The 21,008-nt window shown below is 67.1% G+C and carries 22 protein-coding genes and 2 tRNA genes; 21 read left to right on the top strand and 3 right to left on the bottom strand.

Going from position 1 to position 21,008, the window contains the following annotated elements; all coding sequences use genetic code 11:
- The first annotated feature begins 158 nt into the window (after positions 1–158).
- From rplU to ACP3TD_RS11750, 11 genes are all read left to right on the top strand, one after another.
- Positions 159–467 (top strand): 50S ribosomal protein L21, encoded by a 309-nt coding sequence (gene rplU, locus ACP3TD_RS11800; RefSeq protein WP_015937330.1) that lies wholly within the window; start codon positions 159–161, stop codon positions 465–467.
- Between the two features lie 60 nt (positions 468–527).
- Complete coding sequence (gene rpmA, locus ACP3TD_RS11795) at positions 528–791, top strand: 50S ribosomal protein L27 (protein WP_009372867.1); 264 nt, start codon at positions 528–530, stop codon at positions 789–791.
- 113 nt (positions 792–904) lie between these two features.
- Complete coding sequence (gene obgE, locus ACP3TD_RS11790; RefSeq protein WP_426763115.1) at positions 905–2,494, top strand: GTPase ObgE; 1,590 nt, start codon at positions 905–907, stop codon at positions 2,492–2,494.
- Positions 2,484–3,635 (top strand): glutamate 5-kinase, encoded by a 1,152-nt coding sequence (gene proB / locus ACP3TD_RS11785; RefSeq protein WP_426763113.1) that lies wholly within the window; start codon positions 2,484–2,486, stop codon positions 3,633–3,635. The genes obgE and proB overlap by 11 nt, the downstream gene beginning before the upstream one ends.
- A gap of 26 nt (positions 3,636–3,661) precedes the next feature.
- Positions 3,662–5,041 carry a glutamate-5-semialdehyde dehydrogenase gene (locus ACP3TD_RS11780; protein ID WP_426763111.1) on the top strand — a complete coding sequence of 460 codons (1,380 nt, stop codon included), beginning with the start codon at positions 3,662–3,664 and terminating at the stop codon, positions 5,039–5,041.
- A gap of 79 nt (positions 5,042–5,120) precedes the next feature.
- Positions 5,121–5,360: a hypothetical protein gene (locus tag ACP3TD_RS11775; RefSeq protein ID WP_377202118.1), complete on the top strand. Its 240-nt coding sequence runs from the start codon at positions 5,121–5,123 to the stop codon at positions 5,358–5,360.
- Between the two features lie 13 nt (positions 5,361–5,373).
- Positions 5,374–6,024, top strand: a complete 651-nt coding sequence (gene nadD / locus ACP3TD_RS11770) for a nicotinate-nucleotide adenylyltransferase (protein WP_268157358.1) — start codon at positions 5,374–5,376, stop codon at positions 6,022–6,024.
- A 7-nt stretch (positions 6,025–6,031) separates the two neighbouring features.
- Entirely contained in the window at positions 6,032–7,471 is a 1,440-nt protein-coding gene (locus ACP3TD_RS11765) for a hypothetical protein (protein ID WP_426763108.1), read from the top strand.
- 38 nt (positions 7,472–7,509) lie between these two features.
- Entirely contained in the window at positions 7,510–7,899 is a 390-nt protein-coding gene (gene rsfS / locus ACP3TD_RS11760; protein ID WP_426763106.1) for a ribosome silencing factor, read from the top strand.
- 114 nt (positions 7,900–8,013) lie between these two features.
- A tRNA-Ala gene (locus ACP3TD_RS11755) sits at positions 8,014–8,086 on the top strand.
- Between the two features lie 211 nt (positions 8,087–8,297).
- Positions 8,298–8,370 (top strand) — tRNA-Ala (locus tag ACP3TD_RS11750).
- A gap of 58 nt (positions 8,371–8,428) precedes the next feature.
- On the opposite strand, the gene ACP3TD_RS11745 is transcribed toward ACP3TD_RS11750, so the two are convergent.
- A complete protein-coding gene (locus ACP3TD_RS11745) occupies positions 8,429–9,781 on the bottom strand; it encodes a class I SAM-dependent methyltransferase (RefSeq protein WP_426763104.1) in 1,353 nt (450 codons plus the stop codon).
- A gap of 80 nt (positions 9,782–9,861) precedes the next feature.
- Here ACP3TD_RS11745 and ACP3TD_RS11740 point away from each other — a divergent pair, with 80 nt between their 5' ends.
- The 3 genes from ACP3TD_RS11740 (at position 9,862) to ACP3TD_RS11730 (ending at position 13,558) form a co-directional block, all read left to right on the top strand.
- On the top strand, positions 9,862–10,944 hold the full coding sequence (locus tag ACP3TD_RS11740; protein WP_426763102.1) for an FAD-dependent oxidoreductase: 1,083 nt from the start codon (positions 9,862–9,864) through the stop codon (positions 10,942–10,944).
- A 74-nt stretch (positions 10,945–11,018) separates the two neighbouring features.
- A complete protein-coding gene (locus tag ACP3TD_RS11735) occupies positions 11,019–12,191 on the top strand; it encodes a class I SAM-dependent methyltransferase (RefSeq protein ID WP_426763100.1) in 1,173 nt (390 codons plus the stop codon).
- Positions 12,192–12,355: 164 nt separating this feature from the next.
- A complete protein-coding gene (locus tag ACP3TD_RS11730; protein ID WP_426767214.1) occupies positions 12,356–13,558 on the top strand; it encodes an ROK family transcriptional regulator in 1,203 nt (400 codons plus the stop codon).
- 30 nt (positions 13,559–13,588) lie between these two features.
- Here the strand turns inward: ACP3TD_RS11730 and ACP3TD_RS11725 are convergent, their stop codons facing one another.
- On the bottom strand, positions 13,589–13,792 hold the full coding sequence (locus ACP3TD_RS11725; RefSeq protein WP_015937318.1) for a hypothetical protein: 204 nt from the start codon (positions 13,790–13,792) through the stop codon (positions 13,589–13,591).
- 151 nt (positions 13,793–13,943) lie between these two features.
- Here ACP3TD_RS11725 and ACP3TD_RS11720 point away from each other — a divergent pair, with 151 nt between their 5' ends.
- The 7 genes from ACP3TD_RS11720 (at position 13,944) to ACP3TD_RS11690 (ending at position 20,420) form a co-directional block, all read left to right on the top strand.
- Positions 13,944–14,951 (top strand): AAA family ATPase, encoded by a 1,008-nt coding sequence (locus ACP3TD_RS11720; protein WP_426763098.1) that lies wholly within the window; start codon positions 13,944–13,946, stop codon positions 14,949–14,951.
- Between the two features lie 10 nt (positions 14,952–14,961).
- On the top strand, positions 14,962–15,855 hold the full coding sequence (locus ACP3TD_RS11715; RefSeq protein WP_426763096.1) for a DUF58 domain-containing protein: 894 nt from the start codon (positions 14,962–14,964) through the stop codon (positions 15,853–15,855).
- On the top strand, positions 15,845–16,315 hold the full coding sequence (locus ACP3TD_RS11710) for a hypothetical protein (protein WP_426763094.1): 471 nt from the start codon (positions 15,845–15,847) through the stop codon (positions 16,313–16,315). Before ACP3TD_RS11715 ends, ACP3TD_RS11710 begins: the two co-directional genes overlap by 11 nt.
- The gene (locus ACP3TD_RS11705; RefSeq protein ID WP_426763092.1) at positions 16,306–17,316 is read left to right on the top strand and encodes a vWA domain-containing protein; all 1,011 of its coding nucleotides are present in this window, start codon (positions 16,306–16,308) and stop codon (positions 17,314–17,316) included. Before ACP3TD_RS11710 ends, ACP3TD_RS11705 begins: the two co-directional genes overlap by 10 nt.
- On the top strand, positions 17,313–18,263 hold the full coding sequence (locus ACP3TD_RS11700) for a vWA domain-containing protein (RefSeq protein WP_426763090.1): 951 nt from the start codon (positions 17,313–17,315) through the stop codon (positions 18,261–18,263). The genes ACP3TD_RS11705 and ACP3TD_RS11700 overlap by 4 nt, the downstream gene beginning before the upstream one ends.
- Entirely contained in the window at positions 18,260–19,114 is an 855-nt protein-coding gene (locus ACP3TD_RS11695; RefSeq protein WP_426763088.1) for a hypothetical protein, read from the top strand. Before ACP3TD_RS11700 ends, ACP3TD_RS11695 begins: the two co-directional genes overlap by 4 nt.
- Before the next feature lie 343 nt (positions 19,115–19,457).
- Positions 19,458–20,420, top strand: a complete 963-nt coding sequence (locus tag ACP3TD_RS11690) for a methylenetetrahydrofolate reductase (RefSeq protein WP_426763086.1) — start codon at positions 19,458–19,460, stop codon at positions 20,418–20,420.
- A gap of 67 nt (positions 20,421–20,487) precedes the next feature.
- On the opposite strand, the gene ACP3TD_RS11685 is transcribed toward ACP3TD_RS11690, so the two are convergent.
- Positions 20,488–20,994, bottom strand: coding sequence for a DUF2004 domain-containing protein (locus ACP3TD_RS11685; RefSeq protein ID WP_426763084.1), 507 nt, complete (start codon positions 20,992–20,994; stop codon positions 20,488–20,490).
- Positions 20,995–21,008 lie beyond the last annotated feature (14 nt).

Genomic DNA, 21,008 nt, shown 5'->3' with positions numbered 1-21,008 from the left:
ACATGCCAGCGTGGAAAACACAAGGCAGTCCTGCGGGATAACTCATGGAGACCTTCGGGGAATCCACGGCGTTGAGGCACAGCGGGAACCCAGCCAAACAGTGCAACGGGTGCCGCACGCAATTTTAGTTATAAACGTCGAGAGAAGTGAGTTCCCAAGTGGTGTACGCGATTGTCCGCGCAGGCGGCCGCCAAGAGAAGGTTTCCGTTGGAGACTTCGTTACCCTGAACCGCGTCGCCGGTGGGGCTGGCAGCACCATCGAGCTGCCCGCACTGCTCCTGGTTGATGGTGACAAGATCACCACTGCCGCTGCTGACCTGGCCAAGGTGACCGTTACGGCTGAAATCCTCCAGGACCTCCGTGGTCCTAAGATTGTCATCCAGAAGTTCAAGAACAAGACCGGTTACAAGAAGCGCCAGGGTCACCGTCAGGAACTGACCAAGGTCAAGATCACTGGCATCAAGTAACCACCGGTTACTGTTCAGGTTTTCAGCAGATTCCCCAGAATTTAAAGGCAGGCATTTCAGATGGCACATAAAAAGGGCGCGAGCTCCACTCGCAACGGTCGTGACTCCAACGCACAGTACCTCGGCGTCAAGCGCTTCGGCGGCCAGGTAGTTTCCGCCGGCGAGATCATTGTCCGCCAGCGTGGCACCCACTTCCACCCGGGCGCCGGCGTTGGCCGTGGCGGCGACGACACCCTGTTCGCACTGACCCCGGGCGCCGTTGAATTCGGTACCCGCCGCGGTCGTCGCGTCGTCAACATCGTTGCTGCTGCAGCTGCAGAGTAACAAAAAGTTCTGAAGCGGTGGAGCGGGCCAGTTGGCCCGCTCCACTGTTCTTTTAAGCGCATTACAATCGATAGGGCGTCCATGGGCGCCCACACGACACTGAGGAGATTTACGTGGCCAGCTTTGTAGACCGGGTAGTACTGCACGTATCCGGCGGTACCGGCGGCCACGGTTGCGTCTCCGTCCACCGTGAGAAGTTCAAGCCCCTCGGCGGGCCTGATGGCGGCAACGGCGGCAACGGCGGCGACGTCATCCTTCGCGTGGACCACCAGACCACCACCCTCCTCGACTACCACCACGCCCCGCACCGGCACGCCACCAATGGCGGTCCCGGCATGGGCGACTGGCGCGGCGGCAAGAACGGCGAAACCCTGATCCTGCCTGTCCCCGACGGCACCGTGGTGAAGTCCAAGGACGGCACCGTCCTGGCGGACCTGGTGGGGGCGGGCGCGGAGTACATCGCCGCCGCCGGCGGGCCCGGCGGGCTGGGCAACGCTGCCCTTTCCTCCCAGAAGCGCCGCGCACCAGGCTTCGCCCTGCTCGGCATCGAGGGCGAATCCAGCGACATCGTCCTTGAGCTGAAGTCCATCGCAGACATCGCACTGGTGGGATTCCCGTCTGCCGGCAAGTCCAGCCTCATCGCCGCCATGTCCGCCGCGCGCCCCAAGATCGCCGACTACCCGTTCACCACCCTCATCCCCAACCTGGGTGTGGTCCAGGCGGGCGAAGTCCGGTTCACCATTGCGGACGTCCCGGGACTTATCGAAGGTGCCAGCGAAGGCAAGGGCCTCGGCCACAACTTCCTGCGGCACGTGGAACGCTGCGCCGCCTTGGTGCACGTCCTGGACTGCGGCACGCTCGAATCCGAACGCGATCCCCTTTCTGACCTCTCCATCATCGAGACCGAGCTTGAAAAGTACGCGGTGGACATGAGCTACGCCGGCCAGGACGGCGAAGTGGTCCCGCTGAACCACCGGCCCCGCCTCGTGGCACTGAACAAAGTGGACCTGCCGGACGGCAAGGACATGGCTGAATTCGTTCGCCCTGAGCTGGAGTCCCGCGGATACCGGGTCTTCGAGGTCTCGGCCACCAGCCACGAGGGCCTGCGCCAGCTCGGCTTTGCCATGGCCGAGATCGTCAAGGCGGCACGGGATGCCGTAGAAGCCGCTCCGCCGAAGGTTACCCCCACAGTGCTGCGTCCGCGCGCCGTCAACGAAACCGGATTCCGGATCCGCCGCGAGGAGAAGGCACACGAGCCGCTCTTCCGCGTCCTCGGCGACAAGCCCGTCCGCTGGGTTAAGCAGACAGACTTCACCAACGAAGAGGCCATCGGCTACCTTGCCGACCGGCTCGCCAGGCTGGGTGTGGAAACCGAGCTGTTCAAGATGGGCGCCACGCCGGGCGACACCGTGGTGATCGGTGAAGACGATGGCGTGGTCTTCGACTGGGAGCCCACCATGATGGCAGGCGCGGAACTGCTGGCATCGCCGCGCGGCACCGACATCCGTTTCGCCGACACCGGCGACCGCCCCACCCGCACCCAGAAGCGCGAGGAGCAGCAGGAGCGCCGGGATGCCAAGGCCGCAGCCCGCGCCGAACTCGAAGCCGAACGCAAGGCCGGCATCTGGACAGAGTCCGTCAGTGGACGGCGCGCGGCCCAGCCCATCAAGGAAAGTGGCCTGGATTCCGGCGATGAGTCCTAGGGCAACAGCCACGGAACCGGCTTCCGGTTCCGTGGACAGGAGCGCGCTGGCCGGCGCCCGCCGGGTTGTGGTGAAGGTCGGCTCCTCGTCGCTGACGAGCATCAAGGGCGGCATCTCCGAAGAGTCCCTTACGGCCCTCGCGGACGCCCTGGCTGCCAAACGCAACAGCGGCACCGAAATCATCCTGGTTTCCTCAGGCGCCATTGCTGCCGGGCTGGCACCGCTTGGCCTCCCGAAGCGTCCCCGGGACCTCGCCACCCAGCAGGCTGCTGCCAGCGTGGGGCAGGGACTCCTCATGGCCCGGTACACCCAGGCGTTCGGCGCCCACGGCGTCACCGTCAGCCAGGTCCTGCTCACCGCAGAGGACCTGATGCGGCGTAGCCAGCACACCAACGCCTTCCGGGCCCTGGACCGGCTCCTGAACCTGGGCGTGGTTCCGGTGGTGAACGAGAACGACACCGTGGCCACCCACGAAATCCGCTTCGGCGACAACGACCGGCTGGCTGCCCTCGTGGCGCACCTGGTCCGCGCCGACGCGCTGGTGCTGCTCTCCGACGTCGACTCCCTCTACGACGGTCCGCCGGCCCACGGGGCAAAGCGCATTCCCGTGGTGGCCGGACCGCACGACCTCGAGGGAGTGTCCATCGGCAAGACCGGCAAAGCCGGGGTTGGCACCGGCGGCATGCTCACCAAGGTTGAGGCCGCCAGCTTGGCCGCAGGATCCGGTATTCACGCCCTGGTGACCTCCACACCCAACGCTGCCGCCGCCCTCAACGGTGAGGACGTTGGCACCTGGTTCACCGTCAACGGCGCCCGCAAACCCGTCCGCCTGCTGTGGCTGGCCCACGTAGCCTCTGTCCAGGGCAGGCTTGTCCTGGACGAGGGCGCGGTCCGGGCCGTCCGCCACCACCGGACCTCGCTGCTGCCGGCCGGCATATCCGCCGTGCATGGCGTCTTCGAAGCGGGCGACGCCGTCGAGATCGCAGGTGCCGACGGCACCGTCGTGGCCCGCGGCCTGGTCAACTACAGCTCCGAAGAGCTGCCCCGCATGCTGGGACGGTCCACGCGCGACCTCGGCGAGGAACTCGGCACCGGCTACGACCGTGAAGTTGTTCATGTTGACGACCTGGTGCTGGTTTGAACCGGGGCCTCGCCTAAACTTGAACCATGACTGAGGCCCTGATCCACACGACTGCCGACAACCACGCAGACACCGCCGCCGCGAGCACCCCGCAGCAGCAGGCCCCCTCAGCAGCTCCTGCCACGGCCGACGGTCCGCCCACCGAAGCCGGGATCGAGGCCGCCGTACACGCCATTGCCGACCGCAGCCGCCACGCCGCCCGCCGGATGGCCCAGGCCAACCGGGCGTGGAAGGACCGCGGCCTGCGCGCCGTGGGGGCGGCACTGCAGGCCAACACCCGCGCCATTCTCGACGCCAACGCACGCGACGTCGCCAACGGCAAAGCCAACGGTACATCCGCAGCACTGCTGGACAGGCTGACCCTCACTGACGCCCGCATCGACGGCCTGGTGGCCGCCCTGGAGAACCTCGCCAACCTGCCGGACCCCGTAGGCAACGTGGTCCGCGGCCAGACCCTTCCGAACGGACTGCGCCTGCGCCAGGTCAACGTTCCCATGGGAGTCGTGGCGGCCATTTACGAAGCCCGCCCCAACGTCACGGTGGACATCGCAGGACTTGCACTCAAGAGCGGCAACGCCGTGATCCTCCGCGGCGGCAGCGCAGCGGAGTCAACCAACGGCGTGCTGGTCAGGGTGCTGCGCGAAGCCCTGGAGTCCGTGGGACTGCCCGCCGATGCCGTCCAGACCGTGGACCAGTACGGCCGTGCCGGCGCCACCGTCCTGATGCGGGCCCGCGGCAGGGTTGACGTCCTGATTCCGCGCGGCGGCCGCGACCTCATCCAGTCGGTGGTGACCAACTCCGCCGTGCCGGTCATCGAAACGGGCGAAGGCAACGTCCACATCTTCATCGACGAATCGGCCAACGAGGACATGGCGGTGGAGATCCTCCTCAACGCCAAGACACAGCGGCCCAGCGTCTGCAACACCGTGGAAACCCTCCTGGTGCACTCCGGGTCCACCGTCCTCCCCGCCGTGGCCAAAGCGCTCAGCAAGGCCGGCGTCCGCCTGCACGCCGATGAACGCATCCGCGCGGCCCTGCCGGCTTCCGTAGCTGCCGACGCCGCCACGGATGAGGACTGGGGCACGGAGTACATGGACCTTGACCTCGCCGTGGCGATGGTGGACAGCCTGGATGAAGCCGTCCGCCACATCCGCAAGTGGTCCACGGGCCACACGGAGGCCATCCTCACCAACGACCTCGCCAACGCCGAACGGTTCATTGCCGAGGTGGACTCCGCTGCCGTGATCGTCAACGCTTCCACCCGGTTTACCGATGGCGGGGAGCTCGGGCTCGGCGCCGAAGTGGGCATCTCCACCCAGAAGCTGCACGCCCGCGGGCCCATGGGGCTCACCGAACTCACCACCACCAAGTGGATCGTCCAGGGCGAAGGCCAGGTCCGCGGGTAGCAACGCGGTAACATAGACCAGACGCCAAAAAGCAGCGGAAAAGTCCGCTGCCCCAAAATACTTGAACCTAGGGGAGAACATGCTGTTCCAGCAGATCGCCACGACCATCGCCGCAGCAGGCGAAGCAGAACACGAGGAACTCGCGCCGCTGTGGGCTGAGCCGTGGGTCTTCGGCATCGTCATGTTTGCGATCCTCATGGTCATGATGTTCATCACGCTGTCCTACAACAACCTGGGCAACCGCCACACCGCCACGGAGGAGCACGCGGACCCGCACCGCCAGCACCCGAACAAGCACGATCACGGGCAGGGCCACTAACATTTCCCGCACTTTGCGCCGGAGCAGTGACAAGGGCCGGATCCGGCTTGGCGTGATGGGCGGGACGTTCGATCCCATCCATCACGGCCACCTTGTTGCCGCAAGTGAGGTGGCTGCAGAATTCGACCTGGACGAGGTCGTTTTCGTCCCCACCGGTCAGCCATGGCAGAAGTCCCATAAACGGGTCACCGAGCCGGAACACCGCTACCTCATGACGGTCATCGCCACCGCCTCCAATCCGCGGTTCACGGTGAGCCGGGTGGATGTGGACCGTCCCGGTCCCACGTACACCATCGACACCCTGCGCGACCTTCGCGCGCAGCGGCCGGACGCGGACCTGTTCTTCATCACCGGCGCCGACGCCCTGGCGCAGATCCTGTCCTGGAAGGACATCGACGAACTGTGGTCCCTGGCCCATTTCGTTGGAGTCACCCGTCCGGGCCACGTCCTTGACGGGATGGGGCGCGACGACGTCAGCCTCCTCGAGGTGCCGGCCATGGCCATCTCTTCCACAGACTGCCGCACCCGGGTAGCGGGAAACGACCCCGTTTGGTACCTGGTACCTGATGGCGTGGTGCAGTACATCGCGAAGTACGGCCTGTACGCCCCGGCAGCCGGGGACGATCAATCTTCCGAAGCACGCGAACGAGCCAGCACTGAATGAGTTCTCCATGAGCCAGGAACAGCCCCCCATCCGCAGCCGCCGGGAACTCCGGAAGGCGCGGGACGCCGCCCAGGAGTCGGCTGCCCCCACGGGCAAAGACCCCCTTTCGCCTGCCACAAAACCGTCGCCCGCCGCAACGGCCGGGCCGGGTGGTAAGGCCCAACAGCCCGTGGCCGCCGCTGCGCCTGCGCGCGCCAAACCTGCTGGTGCTAAGACTGCAGCTGCTCCGGACCAGGACCAGCAGCCCGTGGACCAGCCCGCCGCGGTGGCGGCCCACACACAACGGTCCTCGCAAATCCGCGCCCGTGACAGGGCAGCCCTGCGCACCATCAAGGACCTGGAGGAAAAGGAAGGCCAGCTTGCTGCGGGCGGTCCTCCCACCCGACGCCAGCTCCGCCTGCAGCAGCTCAAGGAGCAGGCCCTCACCTCGGCCAACCCGATCGTTCCACCCGCTGCCACTCCGCCTGTTGTCCCGTCGAAGGCTCCTGCCCGGCCGGGACCCGTCGGCGACAGTAAAGCTGCACCCTCCGCCGGGGGAGAGGGCAAGGCGCCGGGTGCGCCGTCCGGCGCTCCAGCCCCGAAGGATGCCGGCGTTCCTTCCGGCCCCGCAGGGATGACAGTGGAACAGGCGCTGGCGGCCCGTTCCCTGATTGCCGAGCAGGCCAAGAACCAAATCGCCAAGATGGAGCACATCGCCTCCATGGATCCGGAGGCTGTGGATCCCGGGATCCTTGCCGAGCAGATCGCCCTCGCGGAACGCGCAGCAGTACTGAACCGGCGAGCCATGGCCCGGCAGAAACTCGCGGAGCAGGCCGGCGGAGCCGGAGCCCCCGGCGAGAGCCAGGCCGCGGACGCCTCATCGACGCCGGCCCAGCCTAAGGCCGCGCACTTCGGGAACCCGCTGCCCCAGGCAGCCTCGCCTACGGCTTCCCAGCCGAAGGCAAGCCAGCCAGGGGCCAATCCGCCGAAAGACCGGCCGGGCCCGTCCACCACGAGCAACCTGGCCATGGTCACGCCGCTGGAATTCGTCCAGGTTCCCGGCGTGGACCGTCCCGTCATGAAGCCTCCGGCAACATCCCACGTTCCGGTCACCACCCGGCCGGGAACCAAGGTTCCTGCATCCGGAGGCAAGAAGAAGCCCGCTGCCAGGACCGGCCGAGCGGCCGAGCCGGTGTCCGGCCGGTCGCAGGTCATTGCGCGGGCCGAAGCGGCGGCTAAGGCGGCCACCCGGCCGAAGCCAGTTGTCTTCCCGGACAGCCAGGCCACCTTCGAGGACGTTCCGCGGGTCCCGGCCAGCTCGGCCTACGGGCTTGAGCCCCTGGATGCTGCCACCGCCGGCCTGGGCCGCGCGAGGCGCAACCGCATCCTGCAGTTCTGCATCCTGGCTTTCGGTGTCGTGGCCCTGGTGTCCGGCGTCGTCCTTATCATCAGCGGCATGACCCCCTGACCTGCCGCACCCTGTTTTTTTCATCAACGAGGAGTCCCGTGACTGCATCAGATACATCCATCACCATTGCCCGCGACGCCGCCAAGGCTGCCGCGGACAAGCTTGCCCATGACATTGTTGCCCTGGACGTGAGTGAACGCCTGGCACTGGCCGACGTCTTCCTCATCGCATCGGCCCCCAGCGAGCGTCAGGTCAACGCGATCGTGGACGGCATCGAGGAAGAACTCGCCAAGCAGGACCTGCGGCCTGTCCGCCGCGAAGGCCGTTCCGGCGGCCGCTGGGTCCTCCTGGACTACTCCGACATCGTCATCCACGTCCAGCACGAAGAGGACCGGGTCTTCTACGCGCTGGAGCGGCTCTGGAAGGACTGCCCCGTGGTGGACCTGCAGCTGGAAGATGCCGCTGCAGCCACGGCCGAAAGCGAGTAAACCCGCGCCGCTCCGGGGAGTATTCCCGATTTGGAATTCTTGGAACCGCTGATCTAAGATATTGGAGTTGCTTCGGGGAAACCCGAAAAAAGCTCTCAGGAGCGGCAGCAGTTCGGGGCTGTGGCGCAGCTGGTAGCGCACCTGCATGGCATGCAGGGGGTCAGGGGTTCGAGTCCCCTCAGCTCCACCGGAGAATCCGCCGGAATCGTCATGATTCCGGCGGATTTTTTTGTGCGTTCGATGGGTCGGCGGGGTGTCCGGAGGCCTTGCCGGCGACGGCACGAGCAATCGCCAAGGGGCAGGGTCGGCCCGCTCGCTGGAGCGATTTGGTGCTGCGGGGAAAGTGCATTAAGCTGGTCAGGTTGCTCCGGGGAAACCGACCGGGACAGTAAATTTCCGGGGCTGTGGCGCAGCTGGTAGCGCACCTGCATGGCATGCAGGGGGTCAGGGGTTCGAGTCCCCTCAGCTCCACGGAATAAAAGGGAACCATCACCTGTGATGGTTCCCTTTTGCGTTTCCGGTGGTGGAGTTACATCCACGCCGTGCGGCGAAGCGGCGGCTCGGCGCCGCCCGGGCGTTGGACCAGGACCTGGTTCACCCCGGTCAGGCCATTTTCAAAGCCGATGGCACTCGACGCCATGTACAGCCGCCAGATCCGGGCCCGGCCAACGCTGGCCAGGGCAACAGCCTGATCCCAGTTCTCCTCCAGCCGCCGCACCCACGCACGCAGCGTCAGGGCGTAGTGCCGCCGCAACGCCTCAACATCAAGGACCTCAAACCCCGCTCCCTCGAGAGCCACCACCATTTCACCCAGGCTGATCATCTCCCCGTCCGGAAACACGTACCGGGGAATGAACGAATCGGGGTCCGGATCGGTGGGGCCGGCATTCCAGGAAATGGCGTGGTTCAGGAGCCGCCCGCCGGGGCTGAGCAGTGAATACAGCGAGGACGCATAGCCGGGCGTTTGCTCACGGCCCACGTGCTCGGACATTCCAATGGAGCTGATTGCGTCAAACGGCCCGTCCGCCACATCCCGGTAATCCTGGACCCGGATCTCCACCTTCTCCGTCAGCCCCGCCTCGGCCGCCCGCTTCCGTGCCAGGTTGGCCTGCTCCGAGGACAACGTCACGCCCAGCACGTTGACGCCGTACTTTCCCGCCGCATGCAAGGCAAAACTGCCCCAGCCGCAGCCCACATCCAGCACGCGCATCCCGGGCTTCAGGCCCAGCTTCCGGCACACCAGATCCAGCTTGGCTTCCTGTGCGGCGTCCAGGCCGTCGACGCCGGCCGGGTTGTCTCTGGTGCTGCTCTCTCGGGTTCCGCCAGGCGCATCCGGCCAGACTGCGCAGGAGTAGACCATTGAGTTGCCCAGTACCAGGGCGTAAAAGTCGTTGCCGACGTCGTAATGGTGGGAGATGGCCGCGGCGTCACGGCGGCGGGAGTGCACCCGGCCTTTGCGGGCGACGCGGGCCTCTTCGGGCGGAGGCGCCGGGTTGGGCCCCACAGCGCCCAGCCGCACTGCCGTAGCCGCGAGCTTCCACAGCTGTGCAACCGTCGGCCGCCGGAACGGTCCCGGCTCGGCGAACTTGCCCGCCGAACTCAGGGCCGTGAAGGCGGCGAAAATGTCGCCCGGCGCGTCGAGTTCCCCGGCCACATAAGCCCGGCTGAGTCCCAGCTGGCCCGGCGACCACAGGATCCGCCGCAGCGCCCGACGTGACCGGAACTCCAGGACGGGGGCATCCCGGGGTCCTGCTTCGGAACCATCCCAGGCTTTCAGCCGCAAGGGCACGTCAGGCGTGCCAAGAACAATGGCCAAAGCCCTGGCCAGCCTGGCCGCACTGCTCCTGCCGGTGTCCACCGTGCTGCGTGTTGTTCCTGCCATCATCGTCCTCCGGTATCGCTGGCCGGGCCTCTATGGGCCAACCCTAAGGCCCGGACGTCCCGCCCGGCTATCATGGGGGAGTGATTGCTGCCCAAACCGATGTCGTGGTGATCGGTGCGGGACAAGCCGGACTATCCGCCGCCTTCCACCTGCAGCGCAGAGGGCTTGCGTATGAGATGTTCGACGCCGAGGCCGGGCCCGGCGGCGCATGGCGCCACCGCTGGAAGAGCCTCCGCATGGGCACCGTCAACGGAATCAGCGATCTACCGGGCATCGCCAAGCCTGCAGTGGATCCCCGTGAACCCAGCTCCGAGTTCCTCACCCGCTACTTCGGGGACTACGAACAGGAACTGGGCCTGACGGTCCGGAGGCCGGTCAAGGTCTCTTCAGTCAGCCGCGAAGACGATGACCCGGCAGGCCGGCTTCGCGTGCGCACCTCCAGCGGGGACTGGAGCGCCAAGGCGCTCATCAATGCCACGGGCACCTGGACCAGGCCGTTCTGGCCCATCTACCCGGGGCGGGACAGCTTCCGCGGCAGGCAGTTGCATGTGGCGGATTTCGTCTCCGCCACCGAATTTTCTGGCAAGCATGTGATTGTTGTGGGCGGGGGAATCTCGGCGGTCGGCCTCCTCGACGAAATCTCCCAAGTCACCTCCACCAGTTGGTTTACCCGCCGCGAGCCTGTCTGGCGCAACGACGAATTTGACGCCCGTGCCGGGCACGACGCCGTTGCACTCGTCGAGGAGCAGGTCCGGAAAGGCCTGCCGCCGCAGAGCGTGGTGTCGGTGACCGGGCTGATCCGGACTCCGGCGCTTCGGGCCGCGGCCGCGCGCGGCGCCCTCGACAGGCAGCCCATGTTCACCGCCATTGAGCCCGGCGGCGTCCGGCTGGCGGACGGCGGATTCCTTGCGGCGGACGTCATCCTGTGGGCCACCGGGTTCCGGGCAGAGCTGGAGCACCTGGCTCCGTTGCACCTTCGCGGGCCGGGCGGCGGAATCACCATGGACGGAACCCGGGTGGCAGCCGAGCCGCGCGTCCACCTGGTGGGCTACGGCCCGTCGTCGTCCACCATCGGCGCCAACCGGGCCGGCCGGGCGGCAGTGGCGGAGATCCTCAAGCTGCCCGGAGTGGCCCCGGCAGGGGAGCCGGTACCTTGGGGCTGAACCGGAGGGAATGGACCACGACCAATTCGCGGGTGGAGCACACCCCGCAGCTAACGAGCAACGGCAGGGAACACGTGGTAACAGACAGTCTTGACCGGATCTTCGGGATCCTTCGCCGGCGCCCGGACGTGGAAGCGCCCAACTTGCAGGCATGGGACGCCACGGACAGGCTCCTCCTGGAAACTGCCGCAGCTTCGGCGGGCCCCGGCAGCGCTGTCGCCATCATCGGCGACCGCTACGGTGCCCTCACGCTGGGTGCCCTGGACCTGTTGGCACCTGCCACGCTGCGGGTGCACCAGGACCTGGTCACCGGCGAACGCGCGCTTCAGCAAAACGCCCTCGCATGGCAGGCGGAAAACGAGAGGGACGACGGCGGCAGCGGCCGGGTGCCGGAGTTCCGCCAGTTGCCGCTCGGCGCCGACCTCCTCACCGGGGCGGAGGTGGTGCTGCTGCAGTTGCCGAAAACGCTGGCCGAGCTGGAGGAAGTGGCTGCCGCGGTTGCCCGTCACGCGGCGCCCGGAGCGCTGCTGCTCGCCGGCGGGCGGGTGAAACACATGTCGCTCGGCATGAACGGCGTCCTCGAACGGTATTTCGACTCGGTCCAGCCCCAGCTCGCCCGGCAAAAATCCCGCGTCATTGTGGCTTCCCACCCGAAGGCGGGCCAGCCGCCAACGTCTTTTCCCGTCGTCGTGCACCTCGGCGAACTCGGCCTGGACGTGGCAGCCCACGGAGCCGTGTTCGCGGGCCCCAAACTGGACATCGGCACCCGGTTCCTGCTGACTTTCCTTTCGGCCATGAAACCGGCCCGGCACGCGGTGGACCTTGGCTGCGGGACAGGAATCCTCGCCGCCATGTACGCCAGGAAATTCCCGGAGGCGCAGGTGACCGCCACGGACCAGTCGGCCGCGGCTGTTGCCTCGGCACTTGCCACCGCCCGGGCAAACGGGCTCGACGGGCGGATCAGCACGCTGCAGGATGATGCCCTGAGCACCATGCCCGACGCCGGCGCGGACCTGGTCCTGCTGAATCCGCCGTTCCACGTAGGCGCAGGGGTCCACACGGGGGCGGGCCTGAAGCTTATAGAGGCGGCTGGCCGGGTGCTTGCTCCCGGCGGTGAACTCTGGACCGTTTACAACAGGCACCTGCCCTACCTTCCCGCCCTGGAACGGGAGGTCGGGCCCACCACCGTGGAGGGAAACAACCCCAAATTCACTGTCACGCGCAGTGTCCGGCGGTCCGCCAGATAGCCACGGGCCGCCGCCACGCCGGGCAGCCAACCCGGCTATGTGTCTGTGACCACGCGTAACGTACGATTCAAGCAGCACCACAACTACGTGGCCCAAGACGTTTAGGGGTAACCGTGTCTGAAATCCGCCAATCCTCACCGAGGCGCGGAACCAACCTGCCACGGATGGGGGATTTCAACCTCACAGTCATCCTTGACGCCATCCGCCGGACCTCGGGCGGGCTCAGCCGGGTTGAACTGGCCCAGATCGTCGGATTGTCCCCGCAGACCATCTCCAACATCTCCCGCCGCCTGCTGGACCAGAACCTGATTGTCGAAGCCGGCAAGGAAGGCAGCGGCCCGGGTAAGCCCCGGACCATCCTCCGCCTCAACCCCAAGGGCATGTACGCCGTCGGAGTCCACCTTGACCCCGCCGTGACCACCTTCGTCGTCATGGACCTGGTGGGATCAGTCGTCCAGCACGCGCGGATCGACACTCCCGGCGGCAACGATCCGTCAGCCGTCATAGCCACCATCGCAGCCCAGGTTGCCCAGGTGGTGGAGGAATCCGGCGTCGACCGGGACCGGATCGCCGGACTCGGCGTGGCTGCGCCCGGCCCCATCGACCTGGACAACGGAACGGTGGTGGACCCGCCGCTGCTTCCGGGGTGGGACCGGGTGGAGCTGCGCAACGCCCTGTCCGAGGCCACCGGATACTCCGTCCTGGTGGACAAGGACGTCACCAGTGCCGCAGTGGCCGAAACCTGGGCCGGCGGCCCGAGCGGGGCCGGCAGCTTCGTGTTCATGTACATGGGCACCGGCATCGGCTGCGGCATTGTCCTCAACGACGAAGTCGTCCGCGGCACGTCAGGCAACGCCGGGGAAATCGGCCACATCATGGTGGACCCGGACGGACCCCCGTGCGATTGCGGGCTGCGCGGCTGTGTTAAATCGTCCTGCATCCCGCAGGTCCTGGTGGCTGAGGCAGAGGCCGCAGGCATCCTGAACGGCACCAGGCCCGGCAACAGCGGCGCGGAAGTCCAGCAGAGCTTCGCGAGGCTGTGCGAACTGGCCGACGCCGGTGACGAACGCGCCATGGCCATCATCGACAAATCCGCCACCCTTGTGGCCCGTGCCATTTCCGTGGTGACCAACACGCTGGACGTGGAGAGGGTAGTGTTCGGCGGCCCCTTCTGGAGCGGCATGGCGGACCGGTTCCTGGCCAAGGTGCCCCAGCTGCTCGAAGCAAACAGCGCCGCCCGGCTCATCCATCCCATCGAAGTAGTCGGCACAGGCGTGGGCGAAGACGTGGGTGCGATCGGCGCGGCGTCACTGGTCCTCGAACACACCCTGGCGCCCCGGGCGCAACGGCTCCTGCTGGAAAGCTAGGGGCGCCGCGTACCGCCGGTTCAGCCCGCTTCAGTCGATGTCTTCGAACACCACACCGAACGGCAGGGTGTCATCCACATGCGCCTGGTGGCCGGTGGATCCGGGGTTGTAGGTGACCCGGACGCCGTGGAGCTTGTCCGCTGCCGACTGCTGCAGGACAGGCTTAACTGTGCTGATGAACAGCTCGCTTTTGTCGGAAAGAAATTCCTTGTAACTGGCTGGAAGCTCGCTCATGGCAAAAGGATAGACCTGCGTGCCCTGGATGGGGAGTGGTCCCCATCCAGGCCGTCCTTCCGGGACGTGGTGCACCGGATGTGGATAGGATTGCTGGCGGAGCGCAGCGGGCAGGCCCGCTGCGCCACGAACAGCCACCAGGGGGAATCCAGTGCTTCAAACCAGCGCGTCCGCGAGAATCGAACCGGCCGAACTGGCCCGGGCGCAGCAGGTGGTGGCCGGCATATCCCGCAGCTTCGAGGCCAAGGTGGTGGGCCAGGCCCGGCTCCGCGAATCCCTGCTGGTTGGCCTGCTGACCGGCGGCCACGTCCTGCTCGAAAGCGTCCCCGGGCTGGCTAAAACCACCGCAGCCCAAACTGTGGCGGAGGCGGTCAGCGCAGGATTCCGCCGCATCCAGTGCACCCCGGACCTCCTGCCCAGCGACATCGTGGGAACGCAGATCTACGACGCGGCCAAGGGCACTTTCGTCACGCAGCTTGGCCCGGTCCACGCCAATATCGTGCTGCTGGACGAGATCAACCGCTCCAGCGCCAAAACCCAGAGCGCCATGCTCGAAGCCATGCAGGAGCGGCAGACGTCCATCGGCGGCCAGGACTACAAACTGCCGTCCCCGTTCCTGGTGCTGGCCACGCAAAACCCCATTGAGCAGGAGGGCACCTACCAGTTGCCCGAAGCCCAGATGGACCGGTTCATGCTCAAGGACGTGCTGGACTATCCATCCCCGGCGGAAGAAGCAGAAATCATCAGGCGCATCGAAGCCGGCGTTTTCAGTCCGGAGCAGGTCCCGGCAGCCGCCGTATCGCTGGACGCGGTCAGGGCTGCGCAGGACCTGGTCCGGCGCATCTACCTCGACCCCGCGATCGTCAACTACATCGTGGGCCTGGTGTTCGTCACCCGCAACGCGGGCCAGTACATTGAGCGTCGGCTGGCGGACTTCATCGAGTACGGCGCCAGCCCCCGTGCCAGCATCGCCTTCAGCCAGGCCGCCCGGGCCGTGGCCCTCCTGCACGGCCGCGACCACGTTATTCCGGAGGACGTCAAAGCTTTGGCGCACCGGGTGCTGCGCCACCGGATCATCCTCAACTTTGATGCCGTCGCGGAGCAGGTGCCGGTCGAAACGGTGATCGACGCCGTCGTCGCCGCCGTCCAAACGCCCTGAGGACGCCGGGATGACCAGCCTCCTGCACAGGGTGAAATTGAAGATGGCCATCTTCGCCCACCGCAAAGCCCGGGGAATGCTCGACGGCGAGTACGGTTCAGTTTTCCGCGGACGCAGCCTCGACTTTGATGACCTGCGCGCCTACGTCCCCGGCGACGAAGTACGCGACATCGACTGGAAAGCCTCGGCCCGGCACGGATCGCCGTTGATCCGCCGCTACGTCGCGGTCCGGCGGCAGACGGTCATCCTGGTCACGGACACCGGGCGGAACATGGCAGCTGTCTCGCGGTCAGGCGAGGTTAAGAAGGACATCGCCGTCATGGCCCTGGGCGTGGCCGGATACCTGGCGTTGCGGCACGGCGACGTGGTGGGGCTGGTCAGCGGCGACTCTGCAGCCACCGGCACCATCCCCGCGAAGGCCGGAGAAGCCCACCTGGAACGGCTCCTCCGGCACGTCGACTCCCGTGCGGGCCTGGACGCTGCCCCCAGCAGGATCGAGGACCAGCTGGACCACGTGGCGCGCACCGTCAAAGGACGCAACCTCCTCTTCGTCGCAGCGGACGAAATTCCGGCGTCCCCTGCCCTGGAGCAGCTGCTCCGCAGGCTCCGGGCCCAGCACGAAATCCTCTGGCTCACCATCCGGGATGCGGATCTGGTGTCCTCCGGAGCCGGGCCCGGCGACGATGCAGGGTACTTCAGCGTCAGCGACTCCGCTGTCCTCCCGATGCACCTTGCCGCCACGAAGGCCATTGCCACCGCCTACGCCGATGCAACGGCTGAGCGGGATGCAGGCCGCAACACCATGCTGCGGCGGGCCGGCATCACCGAGGGGACTGTGGACGGCAGCCAGGACGTGGTCAGCGCGCTCTTCGCACTCCTGGAAAGGCACCGCCGTGCAGGATGAGCCCGCCTTTTTCGGCCCCCTCCAGTACAGCCCGGCATGGATGTGGGCCGGCTTCGCCCTGATCGTGCTCGTGGCAGCGTGGTACGTCTTCGTTTTTGCCTCCACCCGTCCGCCACGGGCCGCCCCCGAACACCAGCGGCCCGCCCAGCTGACCGACCTCGCCGCCCTCAAGGCCGCCTACATCCAGCGCATCAACGACGCTGAGCAGGACGCCGCGGCCGGAACCACGGATGCCCGTGCGGCCCATCAGGACATCAGCCACCTGCTTCGCCGCTTCGTCCGCGACGCCTCGGGAGTGGACGCCCCGCGGATGACGCACGCCGACCTGGAGCGGCACCCCCTGCCCGCGGCCGCCGCTGCTGTCGGCGCCATCTACCCGGGAGAATTCGGTCCGGAGCCGCTGCCGCCCGTATCGGCCACCGCGGCCGCGGCCCGGGAGACGGTGCGGGCATGGAGCTGATGTTCTGGTGGCTGCTCCCCGCAGCAGCATTGGCGGCCGCTGGAGCAGCCTGGGTCGCCGTGCGCCACCGGCAGGTGGACGTCCGACGCCGGCCTGCCGCCCACAGCGACCGCCTCACCATGCTGCCCGAGTACCAGGACGCCCTGCGCCGCCACCGCCGGTGGCTTGCCGCGGCAGGGATCGCCTGCGCCGCGTTGCTTGCCTCGGCCGCCGTTGCAGCGGCGCGCCCCGTCCAGCTCACCACCACGGTGCCGGAGCAGCGCAACCGGGACATCATGCTGTGCCTGGACGTTTCGGGCTCCATGAGCAGCGCCGACGCTGCCGTGGTGGAAGTCTTCGCCGAGCTGGCCCGGGAATTCGACGGTGAACGGATCGGGCTGACCATCTTCGACAGCACCGGCAGCCAGGTCTTCCCGCTGACGGACGACTACGGGTATGCCCGCGACCAGTTGCTGCTGGCACGCGACGCCTTCGAGGGCAAACCGGGAAGCTCCGGTTTCCTGGACGGCACCTGGGGCGGACGCGGCTCCTCGCTCATCGGCGACGGGCTGGCCTCCTGCCTCAGCGGGTTCCCCCGCACCCAGGACAGGGACGCAGGGGCGGACGGCACGGCAGCGAAACGCTCCCGGTCGGTGGTGCTTGCCACTGACAACTATGTATCCGGCAATCCGATCCTGACGCTTTCACAGGCAGCGGCGCTGGCCAAGGACAGGACAGTTCGCGTGTACGCATTGAACCCGGGGGACCTGGACTACGGTTCCGATGCCGGGCAGCCGGCGGCTCAGCTCCGCACGGCAGCGAAATCCACGGGGGGCTCCTACCACGCGCTGGACAATCCCGGGGCAGTGCCGGGCATCGTTGCCGCGGTGCAGGAGACGGAGGCCACCGCTTTGAAAGGCACCCCGAGGGCAGTGGTCTCAGACCAGCCGGTCCTTCCGCTGGGGGTGGCCGTCCTGTCCGGGATAGCGCTCGGCGCCGCACTGTGGAGGATGCGGCTATGAACCGGATCCGGCTGACGGGGCTTAGCCCCTGGCTGCGCCGCGGCTTGCTGGCAGCGTTCCTGGTAGCGGCGCTGTGCCGCCCTGCCTTGCCGGGCGGTACCTCGCAGGCAGCCACCACGGACCTGAACGTGTTCTTCGTGGTGGACACCACCACCAGCATGGTGGCCGAAGATTACGGGACCTCAGCTCCGCGCATGAGTGGTGTCCGGCAGGACATCATGGCCATTGCCAAGGAACTGCCCGGGGCACGGTTCTCGCTGATCACCTTTGACACGAAAGCCTTTGTCCGGATGCCCCTGACCACCGACACCCTGGCGCTGCAGACCATGGTCACCGTCCTGGAGCCGCAGGTGACCGCCTTCGCCAAGGGCAGCAGCATCACAGCCGCCCGCCAGGTCCTTTCCGAGCGCCTCGACGCCGCGCGTGAGAGCCACCCGGAGCGCCCGCGGCTGGTGTACTACCTGGGCGACGGCGAGCAGACCAGCGGAAAGGAGCCGGAACGCTTCAACCTGGACGGCAGCCTGGTGGCCGGGGGAGCGGTACTGGGGTACGGCACCGCCGCCGGCGCCCGCATGAAGGAAAACTCCGGTAATCCGGGTGAAGCCGCGGACGGGCCCTACGTGCGTGACGGTGCCGGGGCAGACGCCCTGTCCCGCATCGATGAGCCGCGGCTGCAGGATATGGCCCGGCAACTGGGCGTCCCGTACGTGCACCGGCAAGCCGGAGACCCCGCTGCCCCCATGATGCAGGAGGTCCGCCCGGGCACACTCGAGCGCAGCGGCGATTCAGTGGAGGGCCGGACGGAGCTGTACTGGCTGTTCGCGGCGGGGGCCTTCGCCCTCGCCCTGCCGGATGCTGTGATGATCATCCGCCGGTACCGGGAGCTGCCCCGTGCAGCGTCCCCCGCCCCGGCCAGGGCAGCCGAAAGGGGGGAGCGCGTCCCATGACCGCCACCAAACCCTTGCCACCCAACGGGCCCCAGCGCCAAACGACGGAAGCGGCACACGGGGGCCGGGCCAACGGGAAGGACCAACACCAGAGCCCTCAGCAGAGCCTTGGACGTCTGCGGAAGCGGCGCCTGCTGCTGGCGGGCTCGGCCGTGCCGGTCATCATGGTACTCGGCATCGCCGCCAAGCTCCTGAGCCTGGGCGTCTTCGGCGGCCAGGCGGCCGCGGCATTCGACGCCAAGGATGCCGGTGCTGCCGCGGCCGCCGCCGGCTGGCTTCAGCCCCTCAACATTCCGGAGCCCCACAAGGCCCCGTTCGCCGCCGGGGACGCCGACGCCCTCACCGGCAACTTCGACGCCGCCCGGCAACATTTCGCCGAAGCCCTGGACCTGGTTCCCGGAAGCGCCGCCGGGTCCGCCGATGCCTGCGTCATCAGGGTGAACCTCGTACTGGCGACCGAACGCCTGGGCGACGACAAACTGCGCGCGGAGGACCCGGCGTCGGCCGCGGCGCTTTTCTCCGACGCACTGGGCATGGTCAAGGCGGCACCGGACGGATGCTTCGCCAGTCCCTCGGGGACAGGTGATGGCTCCGCGGGGGAGCGGCTGGACGAAGCCGGCGGACGCCTGGCCGGGAAACTGGAAGCCGCCGGCAAGGACGGTGACGCTGCACAGCAGCCCACTGAAGAACCAGGCCCCGCGAGGAATGAGGCGGACTCCCCGGAGCAAAGCCAGCTGGAACAGCTCGAGGAGAGCGCACGGCAGTCCCAGCGCGAACGCAACACCGGGCGGGAGCGGGAGGACTACCTCAACGACACCGGGTACAACCAGGGCCCGGACCGGCCCTGGTAAGCGTGCCGACCCCAGTGGGGCAGCTGGGGCGAACAATCTTCAGCAGCGCATCGAAACCGGGCGTAAAACTGTGTCTTAATTCGGACCCGACTTGAACCGGCCGCCAGCCCGCTCATAAAGTCGTAGGCAAGTTACCCTGGTAACGTGTCAGCGATCCTCCGTTCGGAGGGTGTGGGTGCCCCCATGTGGGCCTGACATTTGCTCACGGACAACTTCAACACAGGCGTAACGGTCGCGGCTGCGTCCCTGTGGAGTTCTTCCGTATTCCCAAACTCAAGTTCATTGCCGGTTCCCTGCAGCGTCATCCCCGGGGAGCTCCAATGGCCCAAAGCCAAGGACGCAAATGTCACCTTTAAGCCCTATCGGCACACAGCCAAACCCCTCAGACGCCGCCCCGGTGGCGCTGTCCTACGAACTTTTTCCGCCCCGTTCGCCGGCCGCTGCCGAAACGCTGTGGACCACCATCCGGGAACTGGAAACCACGGAACCGGACTACGTCTCCGTCACGTACGGTGCCAGCGGATCCAACCGGGACACTGCCATCGAGCTGATCGACCGGCTCCTCCTGGAAACCACCCTTCGGCCGCTGGCGCACCTCACCTGCGTGGGTAACACCCCGGAGCAGCTCGCCGGCGTCATCGGCCAGCTGCTGGACACCGGTGTGCGCGGGATTCTGGCCCTCCGCGGCGACCTTCCCAACGATGCAAGCCAGCCCGTCAACGGCTCCCTGCGCTACGCCCAGGACCTGATCGAGCTGATCCGCCGCGTGGAGCAGCGCAGGTCGGCCCTGCTGTGTGCAGGCAAGGTTGCGGTGGGTGTGGCGGCGTATCCCGCCCGCCATCCGGAGTCACCCAGCGAGGAACACGACGTTGAGGTTCTGCTGGCCAAGCAGCGCTCCGGTGCGGACTTCGCCATCACCCAGGTGTTCTTCCACTCCTCGCAGTACTTGGACCTCCTCACCCGGGCACGCCGTGCCGGAGTGACAATCCCGATCATCCCGGGTGTCATGCCGTTCACAAGCCTTCGCCGCGTCAAGCGCCTGGGCGAACTCGCAGGCGTGGAACCGTCGGCGGAACTCACGGAGCGGCTGGCCGCGGCCGATACGGACATCGAGCGCCTCCACGTCGGCGTCGATGCCACCGTGGACCTGGCCAACGCGGCATTGGACGCCGGCGCTCCCGGAATCCACCTCTACACGTTTAACGAGCACCAGAGCGCGCTGGAGGTGCTGGACAAGCTGGCCCTTCCGCGCCATACCCGCGCCGGCAGCCGCAGCATCACCAACCGGACCCAGCTCGCCAGCTGAGCCGCATCGTTCGCCTCACAGGACCAAACTGCCGTGGCCCCCGGTGACCAGCCGGCGTCGTGACTCTTCAGGACTCCCAGACGATCTCGTCGTCGACGACGCCGTCTTCATCGGCAGAGGCAACCAGCACCTCGTCCGTAAAGTGCTCGCCCAGCGTGAAGTCCAGGACAAAGTAGCGCTCGGGCTGCCCGGGGTAGATGGCGAGGTGGCCCAGCTTCAGGGCCTTGAGGAAGACATCGTTGGTGAGCTGGCTGCGTTCTTCCACGCCGAAGACCTTCTGCAGGTGCTCATCCTTGAGGGCGTTGCAGTGGAAATGCAGGTACTCCTGCGGGCTGGTGCCCTCCTGGTCGAGTTCCTCGGCGATCATCTCGCGCACTTCATCAACGAGTTCGGGCAGGAAGCGCAGCCGGTAGTCCACCTTGCGCAGGGCCGCTTCATCGAAGTGGTCGTGGGCCGTGACATTCAGGTCAATCTTGAGCGGGTGGCCACGCAGCTCATGCTTGGCGGCAAAGAAGTGATCCCTGCCGTGATTGAGCTCAATCTCGCCAAAATGCTGGCTGGCTACCTTGTTCATAGATTCAACATAGC

Source organism: Pseudarthrobacter sp. 1G09 (assembly GCF_050038305.1).
Lineage (GTDB): Bacteria > Actinomycetota > Actinomycetes > Actinomycetales > Micrococcaceae > Arthrobacter > Arthrobacter equi.
Note: the sequence above shows the minus strand (reverse complement) of the source record. Positions and strands in the feature narration are given on the sequence as shown.